Below are 22,610 nucleotides of genomic sequence, written 5' to 3' on the forward strand. Positions count from 1 at the left end.
CGGATGCCTTTTGTCATTTTTTTACTCAACTTTCCATTGTTCTAACCTCACCGAGGTCATTTATTATGCTATTTCTGCACTATACCCAATGCCTCTTGGCATCACCTAATCCAAACCCCGTTCTTATCAAAGAGGTAGGATATGCGGCCGATGGTTAAGGTGCCTGTCGCCATGACGCCGTTATTGTTGAAGTAGTACCAGACATTGCCGATTTTCAACCATCCGACCTGCATCACACCGCTGCTCTTAAAATAATACCAATTCATTCCGCTCTTCAACCAGGCCGTCTTCATGGCTCCATTATCAGCGAAGAAGTACCACACCGAACCAGCTTTCATCCAGCCAGTGGCCATCACGCCGTTGCCATTAAAGAAGTACCACACCGTGCCAACCTTCAACCAGCCAGTCACCATCGCACCACTGCTGTTCATGAAATACCAATTCGTCCCGTCCTTTACCCAACCGGTTTGCATCGCACCCGTTCTATCAGCAAAATACCAGGTCGAACCGACCTTATACCAGCCAACCTTCTTCTGGAAGATCGTAGTGTCGTAATAAACCCATTTACCATTTTCCTTAACCCAGCCTGATTTCTTTGGTGGTCCTGGTATTACTACTTTTGAATTAACATACAATCTTCCTTCAGACAACATGGTCATTTCATTTCCATTATTATCCTCAACTATAACCTCTATCTGTCCGCCGTTTAATACAATGTCCTTTTCCTTTGGAACAATCCATTGTCCAACATAATGACCTGTACCTTTTCCAGCTGCATCTAGTTCCTCTATCATTGGCATTTCAATGGCAGAACCAGTTGTTGTTTGTATACCCTTAGGCTCATTTACATTACCTATAGGTGAAATAATTCTAAATACTGCTTTCATTAATTCTGATTCTGAATCAAACTCAACCTTAACTGCATCACCAGAATTTAATTTTAAATCTTGATCTGGTTTCAAATTAGTAATACCTGTTATTGAATATTTTACATTTACAGTTACGCTCTTAACTGTTTCATTTCCTGCCTTGTCTCTAGCAACAACATTTATTACATTTTTCCCTTCCTTGGACATAAGCTTTGCTGTCCAATTTCCATTTGAATCTATGTCTGCCTTTGTTCCGTTAACATCAACATATTCTAAATAATCATCTTTAGCTGTTCCTGTTACAGTTATAACCTGATCATTTATATTTGCGTTATTTTGTGGCCTTGTAATTTCTAAAACTGGTGCTGCTTTGTCTACTATAACCTTTATTTCCTTCGAATAAGGAGTAGATCCGAGTTCTGTTATAGTTTTTGCCTTTAGAATATTAACTCCCTCTTGAAGTACAGCGTCAATTGAGAAGCTTCCATCATCATTTGTCTTTCCATTTGCTATATCTTCATCTTTGCTAAATATATGAACGTCCATTCCTGGAGCCGCCATACCTTTTATTGTTACTTTTTCATTATTTACATATGGGTTGTCTACTGGTGATGTTATAACTGGAGCTAGTGCTTCAAGCTTAACTGTTGCTCTAATCATCATGTTTCCATAATCTTTACTCGCTAAAGTGAATTGACCATTTATAAGCTGCCATGATCTTTGTGCTGCTATTGAATTTTTATCCAATTCAATTGCTGGGCTTATAGGAGCCATCTTATCCTGTATTAAAACCATATAAAAATCGCCTGTTACAACGATTTGCTGCGCGGATAAATCAACGACTGTCCATTTCCCTTTTTTCTCCTTAGAAGTAGTTGCATTAAACGGCCCTGCTATCATTTTTCCAGGGGAGCCATCCTTTCCACTTGCATCATAAACTGCCACCTTAAATGTATTTCCAAATGTTGCATCAAGCATAAATAATCCAGAAGTTACTATTCCTTTAGACTGTCCCTCCGGAAGTGACATTCTTACTGCATAGCCACCTCCTGCTTCCCATTGAGCCACTGAATATTCTGGTGTTCCATCATCATAGCCTATCTCTCCTGAAAAATTTATAAACGGTTTTTGCTGAAGATCATGTGTAACATTTTTCTTACCCGTAATATCTACAGTAAATCTCTCATCAAAGTAGTTCTCTGCTATAACCTGTACTGTATATTTTCCTTCATATGCAGTTAATGAGTAATTACCCTCTGCATCAGTTGTAACTGGTGCTACTGCTGCATCCTCAATTACGTAAACTTTAGCGTTTTTCACAGGCTTTCCTGTTTGGGCATTAGTGATTTTACCTGTTAATGTTCCCTTAGGTATTGGAACCATTGTAAAGTTTGTATTTTCAAGAACTTGGTTAGCTGCTACTTGAACCTTCTCATCCTTTGGATAGTATCCATACTTTTCAGCTCTTAATGTATACTCTCCTTCTTTAACCTTAAAACTATATGACCCGTCATGCGGATTTGTTTTTGTTGAACGACCATTTTCAACAATAGACACTGTTGCTGATAATGGAATTGTTTCTATATTTGCATTAGGATTTATTATTTGTTGTTTTGGGCTGTTGCTTAAAACTGATGTGTCACCTAATGCTGCAGGTAGATCTGTTAAGCTAATATGTTCTTTAGGGCCATTGCTTAAAACTGATGTATTACCTATTGCTGCAGATTTATCTGTTAATCTAAAATCATCTATAAACCATCCCTGATGATTATTGGAGTTATTAGAATAAAATAGAAATGCTATATTTATTTTCTTTCCTGCATATTCGCTTAAATCTATTTCTTCATTTGAATATCCGCCTGTCTTAGTGCCTGTATATTCAGCTACACTATAAAAATCATAGCCGTCAGTTGAAACCAAAACTTTTCCCTTGCCAATCTTTTCTTCTAGATCATACCAATTTTTAAACTGTAAATAAGCAGGTCCTTGCGGCAGGACAATATTAGGCGATACCAATCCCATTACTTGATTTTCTGAATACGTTCCTTCAAGATTAGTAGCTAAAACCTTTTCTCCCGAGGCTGCTGCCATAGGTCCTGTCGTTGGTTTTCCCCACTGCCATTGATCAGTCCCGACCATTTGCCATCCTGTTATATCTGTTTCAAAATCATTAAAGTATCCTATTGTAAGTGCATCTTTAACAATTATTGTATAGATATCACTTATAACCTCATTTTTTCCATAGTCTACTATTCTCCATCTGTAAGTTATATTTGATCCTGATACTACTTTATCAGCTGGAATTACAGCTTCATAGCTTCCTGACTTGTAGTCCCCACTCTTCCTTTCAGCTGGAACTGTTGTCCACTCATCTGCTGGATTATTTTTATATTGAAGCTCAACTGAATCAACGCTTATATTATCTTGTACATCTATTGTTAATTTTTGATCCACTTCGAATGCCTCTTTAACAGGTATATGATTAAAAGTTGGCGGAACTGTATCCTCGGCATCTTCTGATACTTGGCCTTTAATATCAGAAAGTCCTGTCATAACTGATGTTACAGCCTTAAATGCATTAATTACACCATATCCATATCCATTGTTAGGGGTTTCAGGATATTGAGAGTTAGTACAAGGAGTTGCTGTTTCCTTTATTATTCTTTCAATCTCACTAACTGTTAAAGATGAATTGGCTTGAAGTAATAATGCTACAAGTCCTGATGTATGTGGACCTGCCATCGAGGTTCCATTCCATCCCCCCTCATATTTACCGCCTGGAACTGATGATCTTATATTAACTCCAGGTGCTGAAATGTCAGGCTTAAGTATTCCACCATATGGTGATGGTCCCCTTAATGAGAAATTGGCTAAGTTGTTGTTTATGTCAGTTGCCCCTGTTGCAAAGGATTCTTGATAGTTTGCAGGATTAGCAACTGATCCAGGCCCACCAGGATTGTAAGGGGTTGTATTTCCTGCTGAAAATTCCGGGAATATATTTGCTGCTCGCCAATTTGTTACAATAGTTTTATACCAATCATCTATTCCAGGATTTCCTCCCCATGAGTTATTAATTACATCAGGAGCCATTTCTGGATGTGGTACTCCATTTTTATCTTTAGGAGCAAGCATCCATTCACCTGCTTCTATTAAATCTTCATCTGTTCCACCATCTGCTGTAAATGCCTTAACAGCTATCCACTTTGCTCCTGGCGCAACACCTATTTTATTTGTACCATTTGGTTCTGAACCAACCATAGTACCAACTGTATGAGTTCCATGACCAAGATCATCGTATGGTGCTGAACCGTTATTTGCAGTTGCATCAAACCAATTGTATTCATTATTTGGATTAGCTGGATTAGCTGGGTCATATCCTCTATATTTTGTCTTTAATGCAGGGTGATCCCACTGGACTCCTGTATCTATGCTACCAACAACTATTCCTGTTCCATCTATTCCCAAACCCCAAACATCAGGAGCTCCAATTTTTTCAAGGCCCCATTCTACATTATTAGTCTCTTGAACTTTAACTTCAGTAGTTTTTTCGGGCTCAATTAACTTTGTAATGCCATTAGGTTTGATACTTTCAACCTCAGGCATAGCCGCTATGTTATTCATTACTTCCTCTGTTGCTGTAATTGCCATACCATTTACTATGTAAAATGATTTAATATCCTTTACATTTCCGTTTCTTTTTTCTATTTCTAAATACTTCTTCAAATTTCTCTGTGATGAATCTGCTTTAATTCTTAATTCAGAAACGATTGATGAACGAGCTACTAACTCTTTTTTTACATTTGATAGTTGCTTATTCTTAGCCTTAGCTTCATTAGCAACCTTTACTGTATCTACCTGATCCTTAAATTTAACAAGAAAGGTAGTTTGAGACTTGTTGGCAAATTCTTTTTTAAGTTCTGGACTTATTTTATTCTCTAATTCTTTAGCTTCCCGGTTATAGCTTGTCTCAATATTGTCCTTTGCATAAGCCTTAACATAATTTCCAGCTGGTGCAGCAAATGAACTTATGGTAAGTATGAAAGCTATCGACAATGCAAGCCATTTTTTGTAGATTTTTATCATGTTTATACCTCCATATTTAGATTGAATTTACCTAACTAATCCTTTTCCCTCCTTTGAGATAATTGAATCCGTTTTTTCCAATTTCTGTCTGCAACTCTACTTTTTTTGCTTTTGGTAAATCTTTATATTTTACACCTTTTTCAATAGAATAGGAGATTGCTAAATCTCCTGCTCCTCAACGATAACACGAACTTTGTCGTGTTCTTTTAGTTCTGTCGGTACTACCGCAGTCTCTTGATCTGAGCGGTCTCATCTAATCAGTTCATCAGGTTTTACCGATTCTACTTTTACAGTTTATACACTTGCAGCACCTGCAAAAGTCGCTGAACCTAAAATGGTTAATAATGATGCCAACCCTATCGCTGTGAACTTTTTCAATTTTTGACGTTTCTTCAATCGCCTCTCCCCTTCTCTTTATTTTTTGCCAATAAAAAAAATGTCCCCCCTACAAATAACTCAAAGCATTTCCCATACTGATCATGACTCTTTTTTATAGTAATAGAATCAGTATGTCTAAGATTTAGAGGTTCATTGCAAGTGCTTTGAAGTTCTTGCACCCCAATCAAAAATTAATATAAGTTCCTTTAATTCGTGTTCTTGGCTGCTGCAACTTATATTAAAATATTAAATTTTTATGAATTTTTTGTAAAATTACAAAATGTTATGGTTACCATAACATTATTTTATTGATATTCAGCACTATACAAATATGCACCAGTCCAAAAAATCTGGTTATGGTCTACAGATATAATAAAAAAGAGTAAAGCGTATTTATTCTCTAGAGAAATCGCATCTTATACTAAAACTAAACAATCGATGGAAAACATACTAAAAAGCCAAGGCTTTTTTCAAGAAGCACTTGGCTGATTTGTGATCTCTCGCCTTAAGTCTCGATGCATCTTTACTTGTTCTTTCATGAAATATGCCACCTGCCACTTCTTAAAGCCTCAATCAAGTATAGACATACTTTTCACTCCTTCGTTCTAAATACCTTAACAATAAACGAATATACGTTCTATTTAAATATAAAAAAACGCCAGCCCTCGTTAGGCTGACGCTAATGTCATCGTTATTTAAATACTTAATTCAACGGAGAATGAGTACTATGTTGATTTTGTACATCTAAGTTTGTCATTTACACGTAACGACGGACCATATTCATATGCGAATGGCCGAGTATACGCTGCAAGCTAAACGGATCGACATCGTCTTAAAATTAGCGTAAGAGGACGAACGAAATAACCTATACAGTTTCGAGTGACTATTAACATAGTCTTAATTGACAGTCTTTCATAGTCTTTCGTGAAACTGGCCGAAAACTGTGTAAGTGAATGATATCAATCAGCGACAACATCACGGTACCAATCACCGTGAAAACTGCGTCATTATTGGATAGTTGGCGGGACTGCGTGGGAATCGAACCCACCAGACCTGGCACGCAGGTCTCAAGCAGTTTTGAAGTTTGCTGGCACCTGTTTTTCTAGTGTCTTGAAGTACCTTCAAGTATTGATAAATCAAGCTTTCTTGCTTCCCTGTGTTTTCTTGTGATTTGTAATTTTAAAAATTTGGGCACCAGGCATGGCACCAATGCACCAAACCATATTTATTTTTGATTTATAAAAATAGGCGCTATATTATCAACCTCTTTTAGGTCATGTAGGTCATCAAGGACCTTTATGACCTGATAATAATCTAAAAAGCAACAAGATAATCAGCTGCCAAAATAATTAGGTAAGAAACGATCCTACCTATGCTTAATAGTATTGACATGAATAACGAGCAAACCGTTTTTAAAACCATTGAGTATTACTCTTGTTAATTAATACGAGTTGTAAACTGCAGGTATGAAAACCCTAGAAACGTTGATATTACTCAACTTCTAGGGTTTTTTATTTTTGTCTGCTTTGTAGAATAATGTATTATCCCCCAATTTGTTGGGGGAGGTTTTGGGGGAAGTTTCAAGGAAAAATATTATGTGGTCAGGCGCATTTAATTTGCACAGTCAGACTGCGAGTAAGGATACATATTTAATAATAGGACACATGTGTTTTATTTATTTTTTTTGAGGTCACCTAGGTCATAATGACCTCAAATTTTTTTCTATATATGATTTACACTAATGTAATTGATGGAAAATGATTGTATTGCCACCAAGTGACACTGGTTCAAACCCTTGTCAGATAGTGTAAACGCTAACACTTTTTCTGTGAAAATATGTTTTTTATGTTTTGCAGCAAGTATAATAATTTCCTTATGAAGATTTGTAGGTGCATCTATAATTACAGCATCTATTTCGGGATCTTCTAACACCTTTACTAAATCTTTTTCAAAAGGGACTCTAAGCTTTTGGGCCCACTCATTTCCGCGTTCAGCAATTTCATCCCAAACTACTTTAATCGTTATGTTTTCATTTTGCTTCGCTTGATGAGCATAATCATCCGCATGTACATGCCATTTACTTAACAAGGCGACATTTATCATAGGTGAATAACTCCTTATTCAAATTAGAATTTTTTTTCGCATATGGTAAGGACTTGGTTGTAAAAAACAATTTATGTGTATAGGTTTTAGCTGTCAATCGAAACATCTATACTGTCAATGTCTCCACATTTCTTAAAATAGTTTGTTTAAACTCCACTAATGCTTCGTCTGTATCAATTGTATACCCACATTCTAGACCTACATATCCATCAAAACCTGTTTCTATTATGGCGTTTAAGATGTTGATATAGTTCAACTCACCTGTACCTGGCTGATTTCTACCAGGATTATCAGCGATATGATAATGACTAATTCTATCAATATAGTTTTTTGCATTTCGGATGACATTGCCTTCTGAGATTTGTTGATGATAAACGTCAAATACCAGCTTTACATTTGGACTATTTACTTGATCTATGACGGAAACTGCCTCATCCGAATATTGAAGAAAGTGTCCTTTATGGTCAACTAAACCATTTAGTGGTTCAACTTCTAAGATAATTTCAGCTTTTTCACAAAGAGGTGCGCACTGCTTTAAGGTTTCAACCATCGCTTGTTGTTGTGTTTTACGAGGAATACCATCGATTACATTTCCTGTTTGAGTAATAATCGACTTTGTTCCTAGTATATTACAAGCCTGGATTGTTTGCTTCAGGCCATCTATATATTCTGCGCGTCTCGTTTCATCTACTAAATTAAAGAATTTTGTGCAAGTAGCAATAATTCCTACCCCAATTCGTTCTTGTTCCTTAGCAACCTCTTTAATATTTAAATCCCACCAGCCATAATACTCTAGACCGTTAAATCCATGTTCTTTTATTTTTTCAAGATGATAAATAACATCTTTTCCTTTGTAAGCTCCTATGCAAAGAGAGTATTTCATGTATGTGACAACTCCTTCAAATAAATTGGTTTTCCAATTTCCGCAGACTTATTTGCTGCTAACGTTACATTATGAGTAATCAGCGCATCTCGATAATCAGATAAAATCTTTGAAGAATCTCCTGTAAGAACTGCGTTAATGAAGACTTCATCTTCTACAAAACTGCTCCTGACTCAAACCAATAGTTGGCATCTCCGGATATTTTTATACCTGAACCAGGGGCGCTGATTTGGTTATGTTCCAATAACACATTTCCAGCTGTCGTGATTAAGAATCCGCGTGCACGATTTGCCCGTACCACACTATTAGTAACTATCAAATCCGAACTCCATGATAAATTTTCGATCACATCATTAATCTGCACCATCTCAGGAAGCGGCTGTTCGAACGTAAATAGGAGATAATCCTTATTAATCATCTCTACCTCTGCTGCCTTTACAGTTGCATAAGTCAATAATGATTCTCGGCTAACAAATCCTAGTATATCCCCGGGTGATGCTATTTCAATGCCTTTGGCCATTCCATGTACAAGTTCAACCAGAAGCTGATGCTTATTCTTCTTTTCTGCGATTCTTGCATAAATGCCATGTACATTGCATGGGTCATCTAATTGATTCTCAAATAAGCAATGATTCATTGATATTTTGCCACGGCAATATACAAAGTGAGTAGCATCCGCTGTGGCCGTTACGAAACGCTCGCCGCCCGGCTTTAGCTGCACATTGAAATGATCAAGAGAAATATTCGTACATTTTTGGGCAATCAATCCCATACCAGGCGCATGATAAACGTCTACGGAGTTCAGATGAATATTTTCTCCATCCTTCAGAAAGAACGCGGGATTTTCCCTTCTTCCAAATCGCATGATGACGACATTCCCGACTTTAGGTTTTTGTATCTTTTCCCCATAAAACATAACACTGCCCGATTCCGTACTCTTTACATGTATATGGTTATAAAAACCCCAGCTTAACTTGTCCCCGCTTTGATAGGCGGGTGCCTTTGTCCGGGGATCAAATTCGTTTATTCCCCACACCCGTTCCTGTTTTCCACCAAAGGCAAACCATAAGTTATTGTCCTCTACCTTGAAGGGAGTTTCCCCATGTATTTTGACATCAAATGAGTCATCACCTACACTCGTGACCACTCCTTGGCCAAACATCGGTTCATCCCAATCAATAATCACGTTCTGAATTCTAGTGTTCTTACAATGATCGATAAAAAAGGGAATCATTGGACCATGAAAAATAAATTCGGATCCCTGTCCATCTATGGTAAATTCACTCATTTCTGATAATTGAAAAACTATTCTTCGAATCCCCTCCTGATCATGGTTAGAAATAAATAATGTTTTTTCCACTGCCTGATCAGGCCAGAAATGATAGCAGCCTTCAGGAAAAACTAGTGTTGCCACGTCCAGCCCTTTGCAATAATCAAGTGCTTTCCTTAGGGCAAATGTATTATCATGCCCTGGTTCAGGTTTCACGCCAAACTGTTCTACACTTACAATCATTATTCTAATCCTCCTTATTTAATACCAATCTACTATTTCGGTATTCCTGTGGGGTCAATCCATTATATCTTTTAAAAAACCGGTTAAATGTCAGCCCGGATGTATATCCAACTGATTTGGCAATTTCCTGAACCATCATATTTGTTTCTGTTAATAATTTCTTAGATGTATGATTCCGGAAATTAGCTATATATTCAGAGATGCCAATTCCTTCTATACTTTTATATAAACGTGATAAATATGAAGGATTTAAATAGACTTGTTCAGCGAGCACCGACAGCGAGATATCATTGGCAAGATTGGCATGAATATATTCATTGATTTTATGAATGATGACATTTGTATTTTCGTCCCTTTTCATGTTTTGACAGATGAATATTTGACGCGAAAGTCTATGAAAATAATCCGTGAGATCAACCCAGGAAAGGATTTCATTTGTACTATATAGCTTTTCAATTGAAACATGGTCGGCGATGCTTTGCATGAAATCATATCTATTCATATATGACATCAAAATGGATGATATGGCGTGATAGATTTCTATCTTTAGAAAGTAATTGATTTCTTCATGATCAAAGTACCCAAATAATTCGGAAAGAATAAAAAAATATTGTTCTTCCTCCCCATTTTCCAGATGAAAATTTAAAAGCTTAAACTTCCTTTCAAAAGAGAATCCAATAGACTTATATTGATTTTCGGTTATCACATCCGAAGCTTGCTGGTCTCCTTCCACTAAAAGTGCTTGACTTTGCAAACCAACCTCTTGAGCTAATAAGGAAAGCAACTGATCAAACTTGTCCGCAATTTTCAACCATTCTGATGGCTCCTTGCCCAATACAAACGATACAGAAAGATGCAGAATTTCAGCGCATGTGTTCTGCACAGTTTCCAAAGTACCTTTAATAAAGTAAAATGTATGTTCCCAATTTTCATCAGTATTTTCATAAGGCTGAATAAACCAAATTAATTGTGATTGCTTATATTTCAATGTATAAAAGGCAGCCCTATCTCCCAAAGATTCTGCCATAATATTTTGAAGCTCATAGACTAGCAACTCCCGTTCATGTTTCATGGAGGCATTCCGCCAACTATCAATACGTGCTACCAAAAGAAACACGGGATATTCAGCTTTCAGTGGAAGTTGAATTTCAGCAAAATATTGTTCAGAGACAATTTTGCCGTCGACCTTGCCATGTAATATTGAGTGTATACATTCTTTCTGAAGGGATGGAATAGCCCTTTGCATTTGAAGCTTAGCCTTTTCAACTAACATCTTGGAAGAAAATTCATCCTCCAGCTTTTCAATTGCTCTGAAAACGGCCTGAACAATTTTATCCCGCTCTTCTGTTTTTAAAATATAATCAAACGCTCCCAGACTAATTGCATTTTGTACATAATCAAAATCATTATAGCTTGTCAGAAAAATTACTTTACACTCCGGCCACTGTCTCTTTATTTGACGAAGTAGGGGAATTCCTTCCATACTTGGCATCTTAATATCAGACAGCACAATATCGATTTTATTTTTGATTAATACATCCAAAGCATCTAACCCTGAATAAGCCTGGTACACTTCAAAAGTGTATCTTTCTTGTTCCAAAAACAATTCGGCTAAACCATCAACAATGATGGGTACATCGTCTACGATCAACAAACGATACATAATCCACATTCCTCTTATGATTGTGATATGCGAAACTTTACAATTACCTGTAAACCGCCGAGAGAAGACCGATTCAGAAAAATTCCGCTGTTTTGTCCAAATTTTAATCGAATGCGCCTATGAACATTCTGAAGACCGGAAATATCTTCATTCAGTTCGGGCACCTTTATGATTCGCTCATTTAATTCGCGAATTTGGGCATCAGTAAGAACGTTACCATTATCTTCAACGAATATAATAAGAAAATCTTCTTCTTTTGCAGCATGTATATGGAGTTTCCCTTCGTTCTTGGAAATTTCCCCAAATGCATATTTGAAACTGTTTTCAATAATAGGCTGCAGTATCAGCCTCGGCACGATTTGGGTGCCGAGTGGTATCGACCCTGAAAAAGAAATATGCACTCGCTCACCAAAACATATTTTTTGAATTTCCACATAAGTACGACTATGATCGATCTCCATTTCCAAAGGGATTTCGTCGGTGCCATCCTTCGTCAAAAATTGAAAGTACCTTCCCACAGCGAGCGAAAACCTATATGCGACTTGTGTATCCTGTGATAATATCAGTTGATTTAACACAAATAGACAATTATAAAGAAAATGAGGATTAATTTGCAGCTGTAACCGTTTCAATTCGTGGAGCTGACTAATGCCTTTTTGTAGATGGACTTCGTTTATTAAATCTTCCAATCTTTCAACCATCTCATTGAAACCTTTATATAAATAAGTAAACTCAGATTTTTTGTCCGGAATTTCGATTTGGCGAAAATGTCCATGCTTCATTCTCTCAAAATGAGTTAATAGTTTTCTTAGCGGCTTATGAATTGTTAAATAAATCATATAAGAAAAAGCAACGATTAGTGGTAAGGCTACAATAAATAATATCCATAACCTGCCTTCATACTTATTGATTTCTCCCAACATGATTTCTTCTGGTACAATGACAACCAAATAACCGCCAAGTATAGGAGAATATTGATAAGCAGTAAGAAACGACTCATCGTCATACGTAATGGATTCCATACCGGATTCATTCTTGCTTGCACGCAAGTGTGATAACAGCAATGGTCTCAGTTCTGAGCCATTTTCCGAATAAATACCCCAACCTTCAGACATATTAATAAACGCTGCCATCCCCCCCAGTGAGCGATTAATATTTGACAATGTTTGACGAATCTGCGGCAACGATAATTCAATGCTCTGAGTAAATAATGGCTGAGAATCCAAGGTACCCCCATATCGAAACTGAATCCAAACCCGATCATCCCAATACCGCCATAAGCCCTCATGTTGTCCATCAATATTGGACATGGCCATGAACTCGGGTTCATTGATTGTTGTTTGATAATCTCCACTTAAAATGGTCCTGTCAAGAGAAGGGACATACGTTTTCATTTCCAAATTCAGAGGACTTGATTGTTTGACAAGCTTCATTCTGCGCTGGATCAGTTTGATTTTCTCTATTCTTTCATACCAATCCATTTCTTTCCCATTAATGGCCAGTTCCAGGAGGTCTTGATCCAATATAAATTCGTGCATCAATTGCTGACTTCTCTGACTCTCATATTCCAATGAATACAAGGCATGCCGATTGCCATCCATAATAGATTCGGACATTTTTAGTCGCAAGTCGTCTTTTCCTTTATCTACAATGACCAGCATAACAAGAAATATAGGGGATAGAACCACTAGAAACGCCAAAATCAATCGCATAAATATAGGTGTTGAACTCATAGCTTTCTTCACCTTTCTCCCCCTAATCCCATGAACTTATCAACATCATGTACCTTATTCTTTTATACTCCCCGTTACGATCCCCTTTACAAAGTATCTTTACAAAAATGGGTAAATGAACAATATAGGTAAAGCAGCCACAAATATTTGCGCGGCAGAATTAGTCCGGTCGGACATGGATTGCAATAACTCCGCTTCATCGGCGGTCAAAAACCGTGGATCTTTTTATATTCAAATACAGGTGCACTATATAAATTAAAAATTTGGTCAAAACCTAAATTCTCTCCTCACTCAATGTCAAAATAAATTAAAAACTGTGTTCGGAAAGCATGATATAAGCATTCCGAACACATCAATCCATCTTTATTTTTTTTTGCTCTTGTACCAATCGTTCACTTCTTGTGTCATTTGCTCCCCACCAAGTTTTTTCCATTCTTTAACAAATTTGTCAAATTCATCGATAGAAGCTTTATTCATGATTACTTTCGTGTAGAATTCATAAGCTTTTTCATCTAAAATACCTTGTTTGCTAATCATCGTAGGGGTAAGCGTTCCATTAAACTCATCAACCTGGAAACGATTTTCTTCATTATATTGATTCATAATTGCGAATGAACCTCCAGGCTTGGATATCGCCCATTCATTCCACTCATTCAAATCGCCTTCTAGATACTTTTCAACCCGTTTATATCGGGAAATCATTCCTGGATTTGGGCCAATGACAGATGGATCTTTCGCTTCGATTGCTTTTGGCAATAATTTTCCGGCTGCCAAGTTTTCGTCTTGGGCAAAAAATACAGTCGGATTTATTTTCCACTGCATGGAACTTTTATCGATGCCGGATTTCCCGAACATATACACTTTATTCTCATCAGTCAGTTTTGTTTGTACCTCAATCCACTTATTAATGATTTTCATGACTGCTTCAGGATTCTTCGCATTTTTAGAAATCACAAAATACGCACCTACACCAGTGCCTGTTCCACTTTTAGCCGGCTGATCATCAGTCGAAACAATGGGATATGCCTGCCAATCCTGGGCCAACTTATCATTCTGGATAGCAGCAGATTGTAGCGGCCAGATACTAAGCCAAAAAGCACCATATGCCATTCCAATCTGATCAGAAACAACAAGTTCATTTACTGTATCTGCATCTTTTACAGCAAACTCAGGGTCTATGAGTCCTTCTTTGTACATCTCCTGTAACTTCTGAATGGCCGGTTTCATTTCAGGTGCAATCGTCCCGTACATTAATTCACCATCTGGCCCCTTCACCCAATTTCCAGGATAGGCATGATATCCATTAAAAAAGCCCTGTAAGTCATACGCACCGCTATTTAAAAAGTCCTTATTAATGGCGAATGAATATGTTTTTCCTTTTCCGCCAGGGTTATTAGCTGAGAATTCATCGATAATGTTAAATACATCATCCATGGTTTTTGGCGCAGACAAGTTAAGTTTTTCCAGCCAATCTTTACGAATCCATAAATAGCTGGACGAATTATACGGGTTGTCCGTCTCTGGAATCGCCATTAACTTATCGTCAAAAGTAGCTGTGAGCAATTGACGTCCTCCATCAAGATGGAACCGTTCCTTTGTAGCTTTCGTTGCATATTTGTCGAAGATTTCCGTCAGATCCATAATCATATCAGCTTCATATAATTGATTCAGCTCACTAGCGGAAACCTTCATGAAATCTGGAATATCGTTTGAAGCGATGCTCAATTTCAACTTTTCGGAATACTTATCCGATACCCATTTATTTTTGATTTTTATTCCTAAATCCTTCTCATACGCATCATAGACGGCATTATCGTCGATCGTTTCTCCTTCATCAAAAACAATATTCGATACTCCTCGGACGGTTGTCACTTCAATAGGCGGATCATATTTGGCCATAGGATCTGTGACAACATCATCATTCTTTTCTTTCTGTTGCGGCGTAACACGAGATGATTTATCCGCGCATGCCGTCACAAAACTTAACATGAACACTAAAGCAAGGTACATCCCCATTTTCAATAAACGCCCCATCAATTTATCCCCCTGTGGTTTACAATAGAAATCGCTTTCATACATAAGTATAGATATTTTAAAATTTTCACTCAATATACTCCTTTTTACTTACCTATACTTTTATATACAATTACCTTCGTAATCGTCAAACTCTTCCCATCCTCTCTTTCAATCTTAAATGAAAGAAATTTATTACAGCGTAATACATAATGGGTTGATGGGTCAATCTATTTTATAAATATCCTGATAGGTGTAGCGTCAGGATTATGCGAATTTAAAACGTTAAGACAGAAATCTTCTTCAGTTCGTGTTCTTGGCTGCTGCAGCTTATATTAACACTTTAAGCTTTTTACGAGTTTATTGTACTATCAAAAGGCATTATGGTAACCATAACATTATTTTATCGATACTCAGCACTATACCTGGAGGTAATGGGAAACTGCCACAGCGGTAAATTGTTTTTAAAAACAGCTAAAGTTTTAATTTCCCAATTTACAAAGCGATATCACATTTCTCTCCTCCACACATCAAGAATCTTTTCATTTAATCTCGTTCAATTTATCTACTCCATTTACTAGAATATTCGTTAATGGCATCTTAGAATAAGAAAGTTCTTGACAATAGTCTTTTTCAAAAGTATTTTCATCAATAATGACGTTGTTACATGCAAACAATTCAAACGTTTTTGAAATTCTATCATTCTTTTTTTCCTCACCGACTATCGTTCGCGGAAGTGACTTATCTCTTTCTGGCTGATACGTAGAAATTGTATTATTTGTAAAAATAAGGTAATCTACACTATTCGCAACTAATACAGACTCGTGTTCCATAAAAAATTCATTATCTTCAATCTTGATGTTCCTGTGAATGGCATTTGTATAATGCGGCATCTTCTCTCCGAGAGTAATTGGATCTATACGTATTGCAGCATTTCTCCATTTAGCCTGGCCTACTTTAGCAACGTAAAACTTATTGGAACGAATGGTCATATCACAAATTGGACCAGATTCATACCAATATTGTGAATCATTAGATAGATAGATAGAATCCATTGCCATATGTTTAAATATGTTATGTTCAATGATTACCTTTTTATTTGTTGTACATAATATTCCTCTGGTTGATATTGTTTCAAAAAGATTATTCTTAATATAGACCAATGGTGTATACGTAACATTTTCAGCTACAAATAATGGTTCTCCTGTATGATCTTCTAGCAGCTCAAAAGGAATAGGTTGGTCGAAGGTAACAATCATTGATCTTAAATCAGTACCAATTTCCTCGGGATTTACTACTTTAGTTACTGTATACTTTCTCCCTTGATCACTTCCGTGCGTTAACGTTTCCCTGTGATAAAATACTACTTGATCACCTACATAGTATTGAGGAAAACCACCTTGTTGCCTTTGGATATAACGAAGCAGTAAAGTATAATCATCTATTTTTTTCTCTACCCGCGTAAATGTTCCGTGAACATTAATAGGATCATCATGAGCGTGATTAAAAGTGCATCCTTCTATATGTACATGACCACTAGCTCCTGACACATGAATCAAATCAGCATAACTAGATGTATAACGTTCACTCTCTTCTCTTGTTTTAAATGTGCAATCATAATAAGAAACATTATGCGACATTTGAGTTAACCAACCAAATGCATGCATATAATGTACATTAACCTTATCAACAACTGTATCCGAGCTTTCCCAAATAAAAGCTCCTGCCGTTTCTCTTCTAGGTGTTGAACAGAATTCAAAAACTAGTCCTTCCTTATGAAGATACGGTCTTTTTTTATCATAAAAGACCCGAATCGTTGATTTTCCAGTTTGTAGAACCTTTACTCTATTATCAGAAAAAGGACCTAAATGAAGCGAATAGCGTCTTGTTATGTTTATATCTGGATGATAAGCTACGAGTGTCCATGCATCTTTGTGATTTTTATCGGTCCAATAATACTGTCCGTTAACTGGATTTTTTTCACTGTACCAGATGACATCGTTTTCATTTTTACTAATCGAGAAATTAAAGCAAGAAGGAATGTAGAAATCGGTAAATTCTCCATCCTCCCATTCCCCGGTGTTAATTACTGTCATTTCAATTGTTGTGGGGTCTGCAAAATCCCAAGAAAAATTGTGAAGATAGATATCTTTGGATTTAACGATTGCAATGGCCATACAATCTCCATGTATCATAAATAAGGAACCATTGCCATTTACTATTACATGATTCTGTTCTTCAAGTAATAAAGCAATATGTTTTACTGGGTATTCTATACTATTTGTGTTGGATGTATGATAAACTCTTTTTTGAGCAGTTCCTTTTTGGAGTTGATAAGTACCCAATGGGAAATCTATAACTACTGGTCCTTCGGTTTCCTTTGCTGATTCAAATGCACGCCAAATTGCATCAGTACTATCTGTTTGTCCAGAGGGATCCGCCCCGAAATCGGTTACATTTATTACTTTCTTGCATTCTTGAATTATCATTTCAATATTTTTTCTTACCATTGTCTTAACCCCTTTAACCATTTACTTATGAATTTTTAATTTGAAAATTAGGAAATATTTTGTAGGACCCCCACATTAACATAAATGCTGTTACTCTGCCCCAAAAAAGAATATTAATCCGGGCATTACTTTAAAAGTAATATAAAACTTTTTCTTCATATCTAAGGGAAGATAGCTCATGAAAATCCTAAATTAGTTTTTTGTTTTTAATCCCAAAACAAAAAGGACTGTCCCTAAAAGTCAAATGATCTAGACTTTTGGGTCATCCTTATTCAATTTAAATCACAACATACTTTTCTTTTTACTTTTCTTCCACTTCGCATACAGCGTCACATTTGCAGTAACTATATTGGTGGTAAAATTCCATTCTTGTTTTAACTTTGTATCCTTGTACCACCCAACAAACTTATATCCGGTCCTTGTCGGAGTTGATGGTTCATTAATTTTCGATCCAATGTTTACAACCATAAATGCAACCGGACTGCCTCCGTTGCTGTTGAAGCTTACCGTTACAACCTTGTTCCACTTCGCGTATAACGTCATATCTGTTTCTGTTATGGTATCGTTAGCAAAATCCCATTCATCGGTTAATGCTTCATCCGCGTACCAACCAATAAACGTAAACCCATCTTTGGTCGGAGCTGTTGGTTCGGTAATCTTTGATCCGGAAGCTGCTCCGTAGATGTTACGAACCTCGCTGCCACCGTTACTGTTGAAGTTTACAGTAGTACCTGTTTTAAAGATAGAATAATCCCATTCATCATGCCATCTTATCTCAACCGTTTTGTTTTGATTATTTAATTCGATTGGAAGCCATACATATCTGGAATCCTTTAAATTATGAGGAATCCACCTATCAGCCATAAAGATGAATTTATTCGGTACGATATCACCATTACCATCCCGATAAGGCAATACAAACGTACTTTGGCTTCTGAAAGTCGTTCCTTCCCAGTCATTCACCATCGGATCGCCTTTTTCTATCCATGGTCCGAAAATGCCATTCGTGGATACATGATATTTGGCAGGATTCGGATTCCAGCCTGTCAATCCTGACGTAATCATATAATAGACGCCGTCTTGCTTGAAGATCGTTGGCGCTTCTCTCCAGCTCTTATGAGCTTTCACCCAGTGGGTTCCTTCCAATGACTGTCCATTCTCATTCTTGGCAGGGCCAGTGTAGTCTTCATTCAATTGCATAATAATAGTTGTACTGTTTTCTTCCGAAGAATAGATCAGAAACGCTTTATCATGAGTAGCATCATCACCATCCTCATCTACATACAGCGTCATGTCCCGCAGCATGCCATCATTACCATTGTCGGATCCATTGTTCGGCAATCGGAATGTGCCAAGATATTTAAATGGTCCTGTCGGCGAATCGCTGATTGCAACGCCACCTTCCGCTGTCCAATAAGTACCGGCGATAGGACCATCGTGATGCCACCACATGACGTATTTGTCCGTCTTCTTGTTATAGACTACTTTCGGTCGTTCCACAACTTTATCCCAGTTAAAGTCTTTATACATCGCTTGCTTCTGCTCATTTCTATAGCCTTCGTACAATGCGTTCAACTCGGCTATGCGTTCTGGCGAATTGTGTTTGCTTAGCGTGTTTGCCGGCGACTTCATATCTTTGGTATAGTCTTCGTCCTTTCTTATAATATGCACGACACGGTTAGGATCGAAAGGTTTACCGCTATTCTTGTACGTGTCCGAATTTTCATCCAAGTACATTGGCAAATTTCCAGCAGGTAAAGTGTCCCGGCCTAGTTGCGGATTGTTGAATACCGGCAATACAACCCCTTCATTCTTCCAATTGTATAAGTCTTTCGAAGAATAGGCGTGAACTCCTGTTACCGGTACGTAACCCGAGCCGATATTGTTTTCCGTTTTATCTTCGCCGTACCAGTAGTACGTTTTGTTCTCCTCATTATACAGAATACCGCCGCCATGGGCCTGGATTGGTATGCCTTCCGTATCGAGCCATACTTTCCCGCTCTTAATGGAATCATTCTTGCCGAGGCTTGCATACAAATCGTACATATCGCTAAGAACGGTCATGTAGTACGAAACAGCTTCCTCAGTTAACAACTCAAGATTACCGACTTCCGCAATTTGTTTGTCGATAGCCGCTACTACTTGCGGGTGTAATCCAGTGGACTTGAGCGAATTCAATTGATTAATAGCTGCTTTCACACTGCTTGTGTCGATGCTGTTTACTTCTTTCTGAAAGACTGTAAGCTCTGCAGCAGTAAGGGTATTGGCATCTCCTCCAGTTGTCATGGCCTGAATGGCAATATACCGTGCTGTTTTAGATTTAAACGTAGCCGTTTGATCGGCTTTAAGCGTCGTATCCCAAGAGCCAGTTCCTGCCAAAGTAAAGTTTTCGTCCAAATAGTCTTGAGTGCCATCGACTGTTGTACTCGTCAAATCCTTATTGCTCGTATAGATTTTGTATTGCTTAATTCTGCCGTTTGCCGAGTCTTGTCTCGGTGTATAGACGATTTTACCAACATCAACTTTACTCTGATTCAGATCCAATATGATATAATCTCCAGGTTTGTAATGTCTTCCGTTATTCGCCCAGTTTGTTTCATAGAAGGTAGAGCTGTTGTCATCCTTCATGTAACTGATCGGATTCGATGAATGCGCTTCAGGAGCAAAAAACACATTGAATCCGTTATTCTTACTATTATTCGCTTGTATGAATGCGATTTCGTCAGTCAATTGGTCTGCCATCTTTGTCATCTCTTCCTGTGTGATAGTTGCACTCGTTAACAGTGTTTCGGCTTCCGTCTTGAGCTCTTTCAATTTGTCCAAATATGAAGGGTCTTTCGTAAATCCATCGATAAAGGCAGTTGCCGATGCAATCGCATTGGTAAGTTTGGTTTTGTCTACTGTGAATCCGTTCATGCTATAAAGACGAACTTCAGCAGCCGATCCAAACTGCTTGCCGGCATCGCTTCTCGAAGCAAGAGCAGTAAATCTCACATGAGTAGCTCCGCTTGCATTGAAAGTTGCCGTTTTTTCCGTTTTGTCTGAATCCCATGTTCCTTCAGCAACCTTCGTGAACGTTGATCCATTAGTACTTACAGAAATCTCAAATTTGGTAATAACACCGTTCCAATCTACATCCTGTCTTGGCAAATATTTGAGCTTATATACACCGTCGTATGACTTTCCGAGGTTATAAGTGATGGAATGCGGAAGCGCTGTATAGCTTGTGTCATATGCTGTATGCCATTTGGTGCCTGATTGACCATCCAATGTTTTGTCCGGACCTTCTCCAGAAGCAGAGCTGGTTGCCGTTGCCGTCATCTCGTCGGGAGGAATAAGCATGCTGCTTGCGTTGTCATTTTTCGAATGTCGTTATCGATTTTGCTCCAACGGTTGTGTTTAATTGTTTGTTCAGAACTGGAATGCTTTCTTTTTGAACTACATTTTCTGTTGCCGACGAAACATAAGGTGTTTGTGTAGCGGCTTGAACTTTCTTCGTAGTTACTCCGTAAAACATGGATGTGATAAGACAAAACACAAGAAAAGAAGATAAAATCCTTCTATCCCTTCTCCTTATCATCCTGAAAACCTCCTCTTATCTCGTAATAGTACACAGCCTCAACAATAATGGTAGTGCGGTATGTACACGTTCTCATTTTCTGTTGTACTATGAAAAAACAAGCAGCGATCGCATCTAATTCAAAAAGTTCCAAAAAAGAATATTAATCGGGCATTACTTTAAAAGTAATATAAAACTTTTTCTTCATATATAAGGTTCATTCTTTGCTTCCAGCTTCGACTGTAACCAACTGTTTTTTTTCTGACTGAACATATGGGCTGTAGGAATGAATCACAACATGATCCGGCACTAAACCTTCTTCATCAAAAATAACAATTTCATTTTGCTCTTTCAGTAAGGATGCTGGAATCTTATAATCCTCCTGTGGCCCAATGTTCCAGTACCGTCCTAAACATTGTCCATTTACCCAAAAACACCCTTTACTCATATGATCAAACCGAATCTTTACAATGGTGCCGTTTTCTTGGTCCCAGGTAAAACGACTTTTATACCAGCGTGGAGCAATCGTTTGTTGATTCCGTTGATTAGCGGCCGCCCATTCTTTTTCTTCTTGAAGCTGGGCAAATGATTTTGTTTTCCAGTTGCTAATTTGCTCCTCTTCATTAAATAAATAAAGATCAAACCGGCGAATACTAGAAAGATGCTGAGCATCTAAATCGATGATGTTCTCCCCCTGCTTTAAGGCATCGCTGATATCGGCAATCCCATAGACAGCACTGCCTCTTGACCAAGCCGTTTGACTCTCCATCAACATCTTTACCGATCTTCCATTTACCTGAACACGCGAAACACCCTCACCAATAAGAATCGCCCGGTCATAGCCCTGATTCATGAATGATCTTAAAAACCCAATTCGCCCTTCAATTTTTGGTATTTGCGATAAATAATGCGAAACTCCACACCCTTCTACCTGCCACCCTCCCCGTAATGATAAATACTTCCCATTTAGAGCAGGCGCTTCACTCATCCCTTTTGGTTCACCGATCGCTTGGGAATAGTTAAATCGCCCCATATTTTGAACAAGGCAGGTTAATGTATTTTTCCCTTTCTTAACAGGAACTTCAATGGCTGCAGCCCCTATCATGCTAAGCTTGCCAACATATTGACCATTACAGAAAACCATGACGGGATCCTCGATTCTCGTAAAAACAATCGTCGTATCCTTCGTTTCCTCAGCATAAAATTCACTTTCATAACCTAAGTACCCGCTAAACTGTCCGAAGCTGCTAAAATCAAGCGGTTTGTCAGCCTCTTTCACGTTTCCGCTAAAAAAACAAAGCTT

Annotated in this window: 11 protein-coding genes and 1 pseudogene; all 12 read right to left on the minus strand. The window is 37.7% G+C overall.

Annotation, left to right across the window (positions count from 1 at the left end; translation table 11 throughout):
• Positions 1 to 101: 101 nt before the first annotated feature.
• Complete coding sequence (locus AC59HZ_RS11875; RefSeq protein WP_496545996.1) at positions 102 to 4,952, minus strand: S8 family serine peptidase; 4,851 nt, start codon at positions 4,950 to 4,952, stop codon at positions 102 to 104.
• Positions 4,953 to 7,052: 2,100 nt separating this feature from the next.
• Entirely contained in the window at positions 7,053 to 7,433 is a 381-nt protein-coding gene (locus AC59HZ_RS11880; RefSeq protein ID WP_496545997.1) for a Gfo/Idh/MocA family protein, read from the minus strand.
• A gap of 106 nt (positions 7,434 to 7,539) precedes the next feature.
• Positions 7,540 to 8,316: a TIM barrel protein gene (locus AC59HZ_RS11885; RefSeq protein ID WP_496545998.1), complete on the minus strand. Its 777-nt coding sequence runs from the start codon at positions 8,314 to 8,316 to the stop codon at positions 7,540 to 7,542.
• Positions 8,317 to 8,470: 154 nt separating this feature from the next.
• Complete coding sequence (locus tag AC59HZ_RS11890; RefSeq protein ID WP_496545999.1) at positions 8,471 to 9,829, minus strand: alpha-1,3-galactosidase-related protein; 1,359 nt, start codon at positions 9,827 to 9,829, stop codon at positions 8,471 to 8,473.
• A gap of 4 nt (positions 9,830 to 9,833) precedes the next feature.
• Positions 9,834 to 11,492 carry a response regulator gene (locus tag AC59HZ_RS11895; protein WP_496546000.1) on the minus strand — a complete coding sequence of 553 codons (1,659 nt, stop codon included), beginning with the start codon at positions 11,490 to 11,492 and terminating at the stop codon, positions 9,834 to 9,836.
• 14 nt (positions 11,493 to 11,506) lie between these two features.
• Entirely contained in the window at positions 11,507 to 13,237 is a 1,731-nt protein-coding gene (locus AC59HZ_RS11900; RefSeq protein WP_496546001.1) for a sensor histidine kinase, read from the minus strand.
• 87 nt (positions 13,238 to 13,324) lie between these two features.
• A pseudogene (locus tag AC59HZ_RS11905) lies at positions 13,325 to 13,447 on the minus strand (carbohydrate ABC transporter permease); the annotation flags it as partial.
• 141 nt (positions 13,448 to 13,588) lie between these two features.
• Positions 13,589 to 15,259, minus strand: coding sequence for an extracellular solute-binding protein (locus AC59HZ_RS11910; protein WP_496546002.1), 1,671 nt, complete (start codon positions 15,257 to 15,259; stop codon positions 13,589 to 13,591).
• 521 nt (positions 15,260 to 15,780) lie between these two features.
• On the minus strand, positions 15,781 to 17,748 hold the full coding sequence (locus AC59HZ_RS11915; protein WP_496546003.1) for a glycosyl hydrolase family 28-related protein: 1,968 nt from the start codon (positions 17,746 to 17,748) through the stop codon (positions 15,781 to 15,783).
• Between the two features lie 282 nt (positions 17,749 to 18,030).
• Complete coding sequence (locus AC59HZ_RS11920; protein ID WP_496546004.1) at positions 18,031 to 21,069, minus strand: InlB B-repeat-containing protein; 3,039 nt, start codon at positions 21,067 to 21,069, stop codon at positions 18,031 to 18,033.
• 34 nt (positions 21,070 to 21,103) lie between these two features.
• Positions 21,104 to 21,328 carry a hypothetical protein gene (locus tag AC59HZ_RS11925; protein ID WP_496546005.1) on the minus strand — a complete coding sequence of 75 codons (225 nt, stop codon included), beginning with the start codon at positions 21,326 to 21,328 and terminating at the stop codon, positions 21,104 to 21,106.
• A gap of 196 nt (positions 21,329 to 21,524) precedes the next feature.
• Positions 21,525 to 22,610 (minus strand): beta galactosidase jelly roll domain-containing protein (locus AC59HZ_RS11930; RefSeq protein WP_496546006.1); only part of this gene is annotated, 1,086 nt, incomplete at its 5' end.

This window comes from Neobacillus sp. DZ-9 (assembly GCF_059587065.1).

What these genes read in the sequence shown, in the direction of transcription:
- AC59HZ_RS11915 (WP_496546003.1), bottom strand. Translation starts at nt 17,748, where the DNA reads ATGGTAAGAAAAAATATTGAAATGATAATTCAAGAATGCAAGAAAGTA.
- AC59HZ_RS11920 (WP_496546004.1), bottom strand. Translation starts at nt 21,069, where the DNA reads ATGACGGCAACGGCAACCAGCTCTGCTTCTGGAGAAGGTCCGGACAAA.
- AC59HZ_RS11890 (WP_496545999.1), bottom strand. Translation starts at nt 9,829, where the DNA reads ATGATTGTAAGTGTAGAACAGTTTGGCGTGAAACCTGAACCAGGGCAT.
- AC59HZ_RS11910 (WP_496546002.1), bottom strand. Translation starts at nt 15,259, where the DNA reads ATGGGGCGTTTATTGAAAATGGGGATGTACCTTGCTTTAGTGTTCATG.
- AC59HZ_RS11895 (WP_496546000.1), bottom strand. Translation starts at nt 11,492, where the DNA reads ATGTATCGTTTGTTGATCGTAGACGATGTACCCATCATTGTTGATGGT.
- AC59HZ_RS11885 (WP_496545998.1), bottom strand. Translation starts at nt 8,316, where the DNA reads ATGAAATACTCTCTTTGCATAGGAGCTTACAAAGGAAAAGATGTTATT.
- AC59HZ_RS11880 (WP_496545997.1), bottom strand. Translation starts at nt 7,433, where the DNA reads ATGATAAATGTCGCCTTGTTAAGTAAATGGCATGTACATGCGGATGAT.
- AC59HZ_RS11925 (WP_496546005.1), bottom strand. Translation starts at nt 21,328, where the DNA reads ATGATAAGGAGAAGGGATAGAAGGATTTTATCTTCTTTTCTTGTGTTT.
- AC59HZ_RS11875 (WP_496545996.1), bottom strand. Translation starts at nt 4,952, where the DNA reads ATGATAAAAATCTACAAAAAATGGCTTGCATTGTCGATAGCTTTCATA.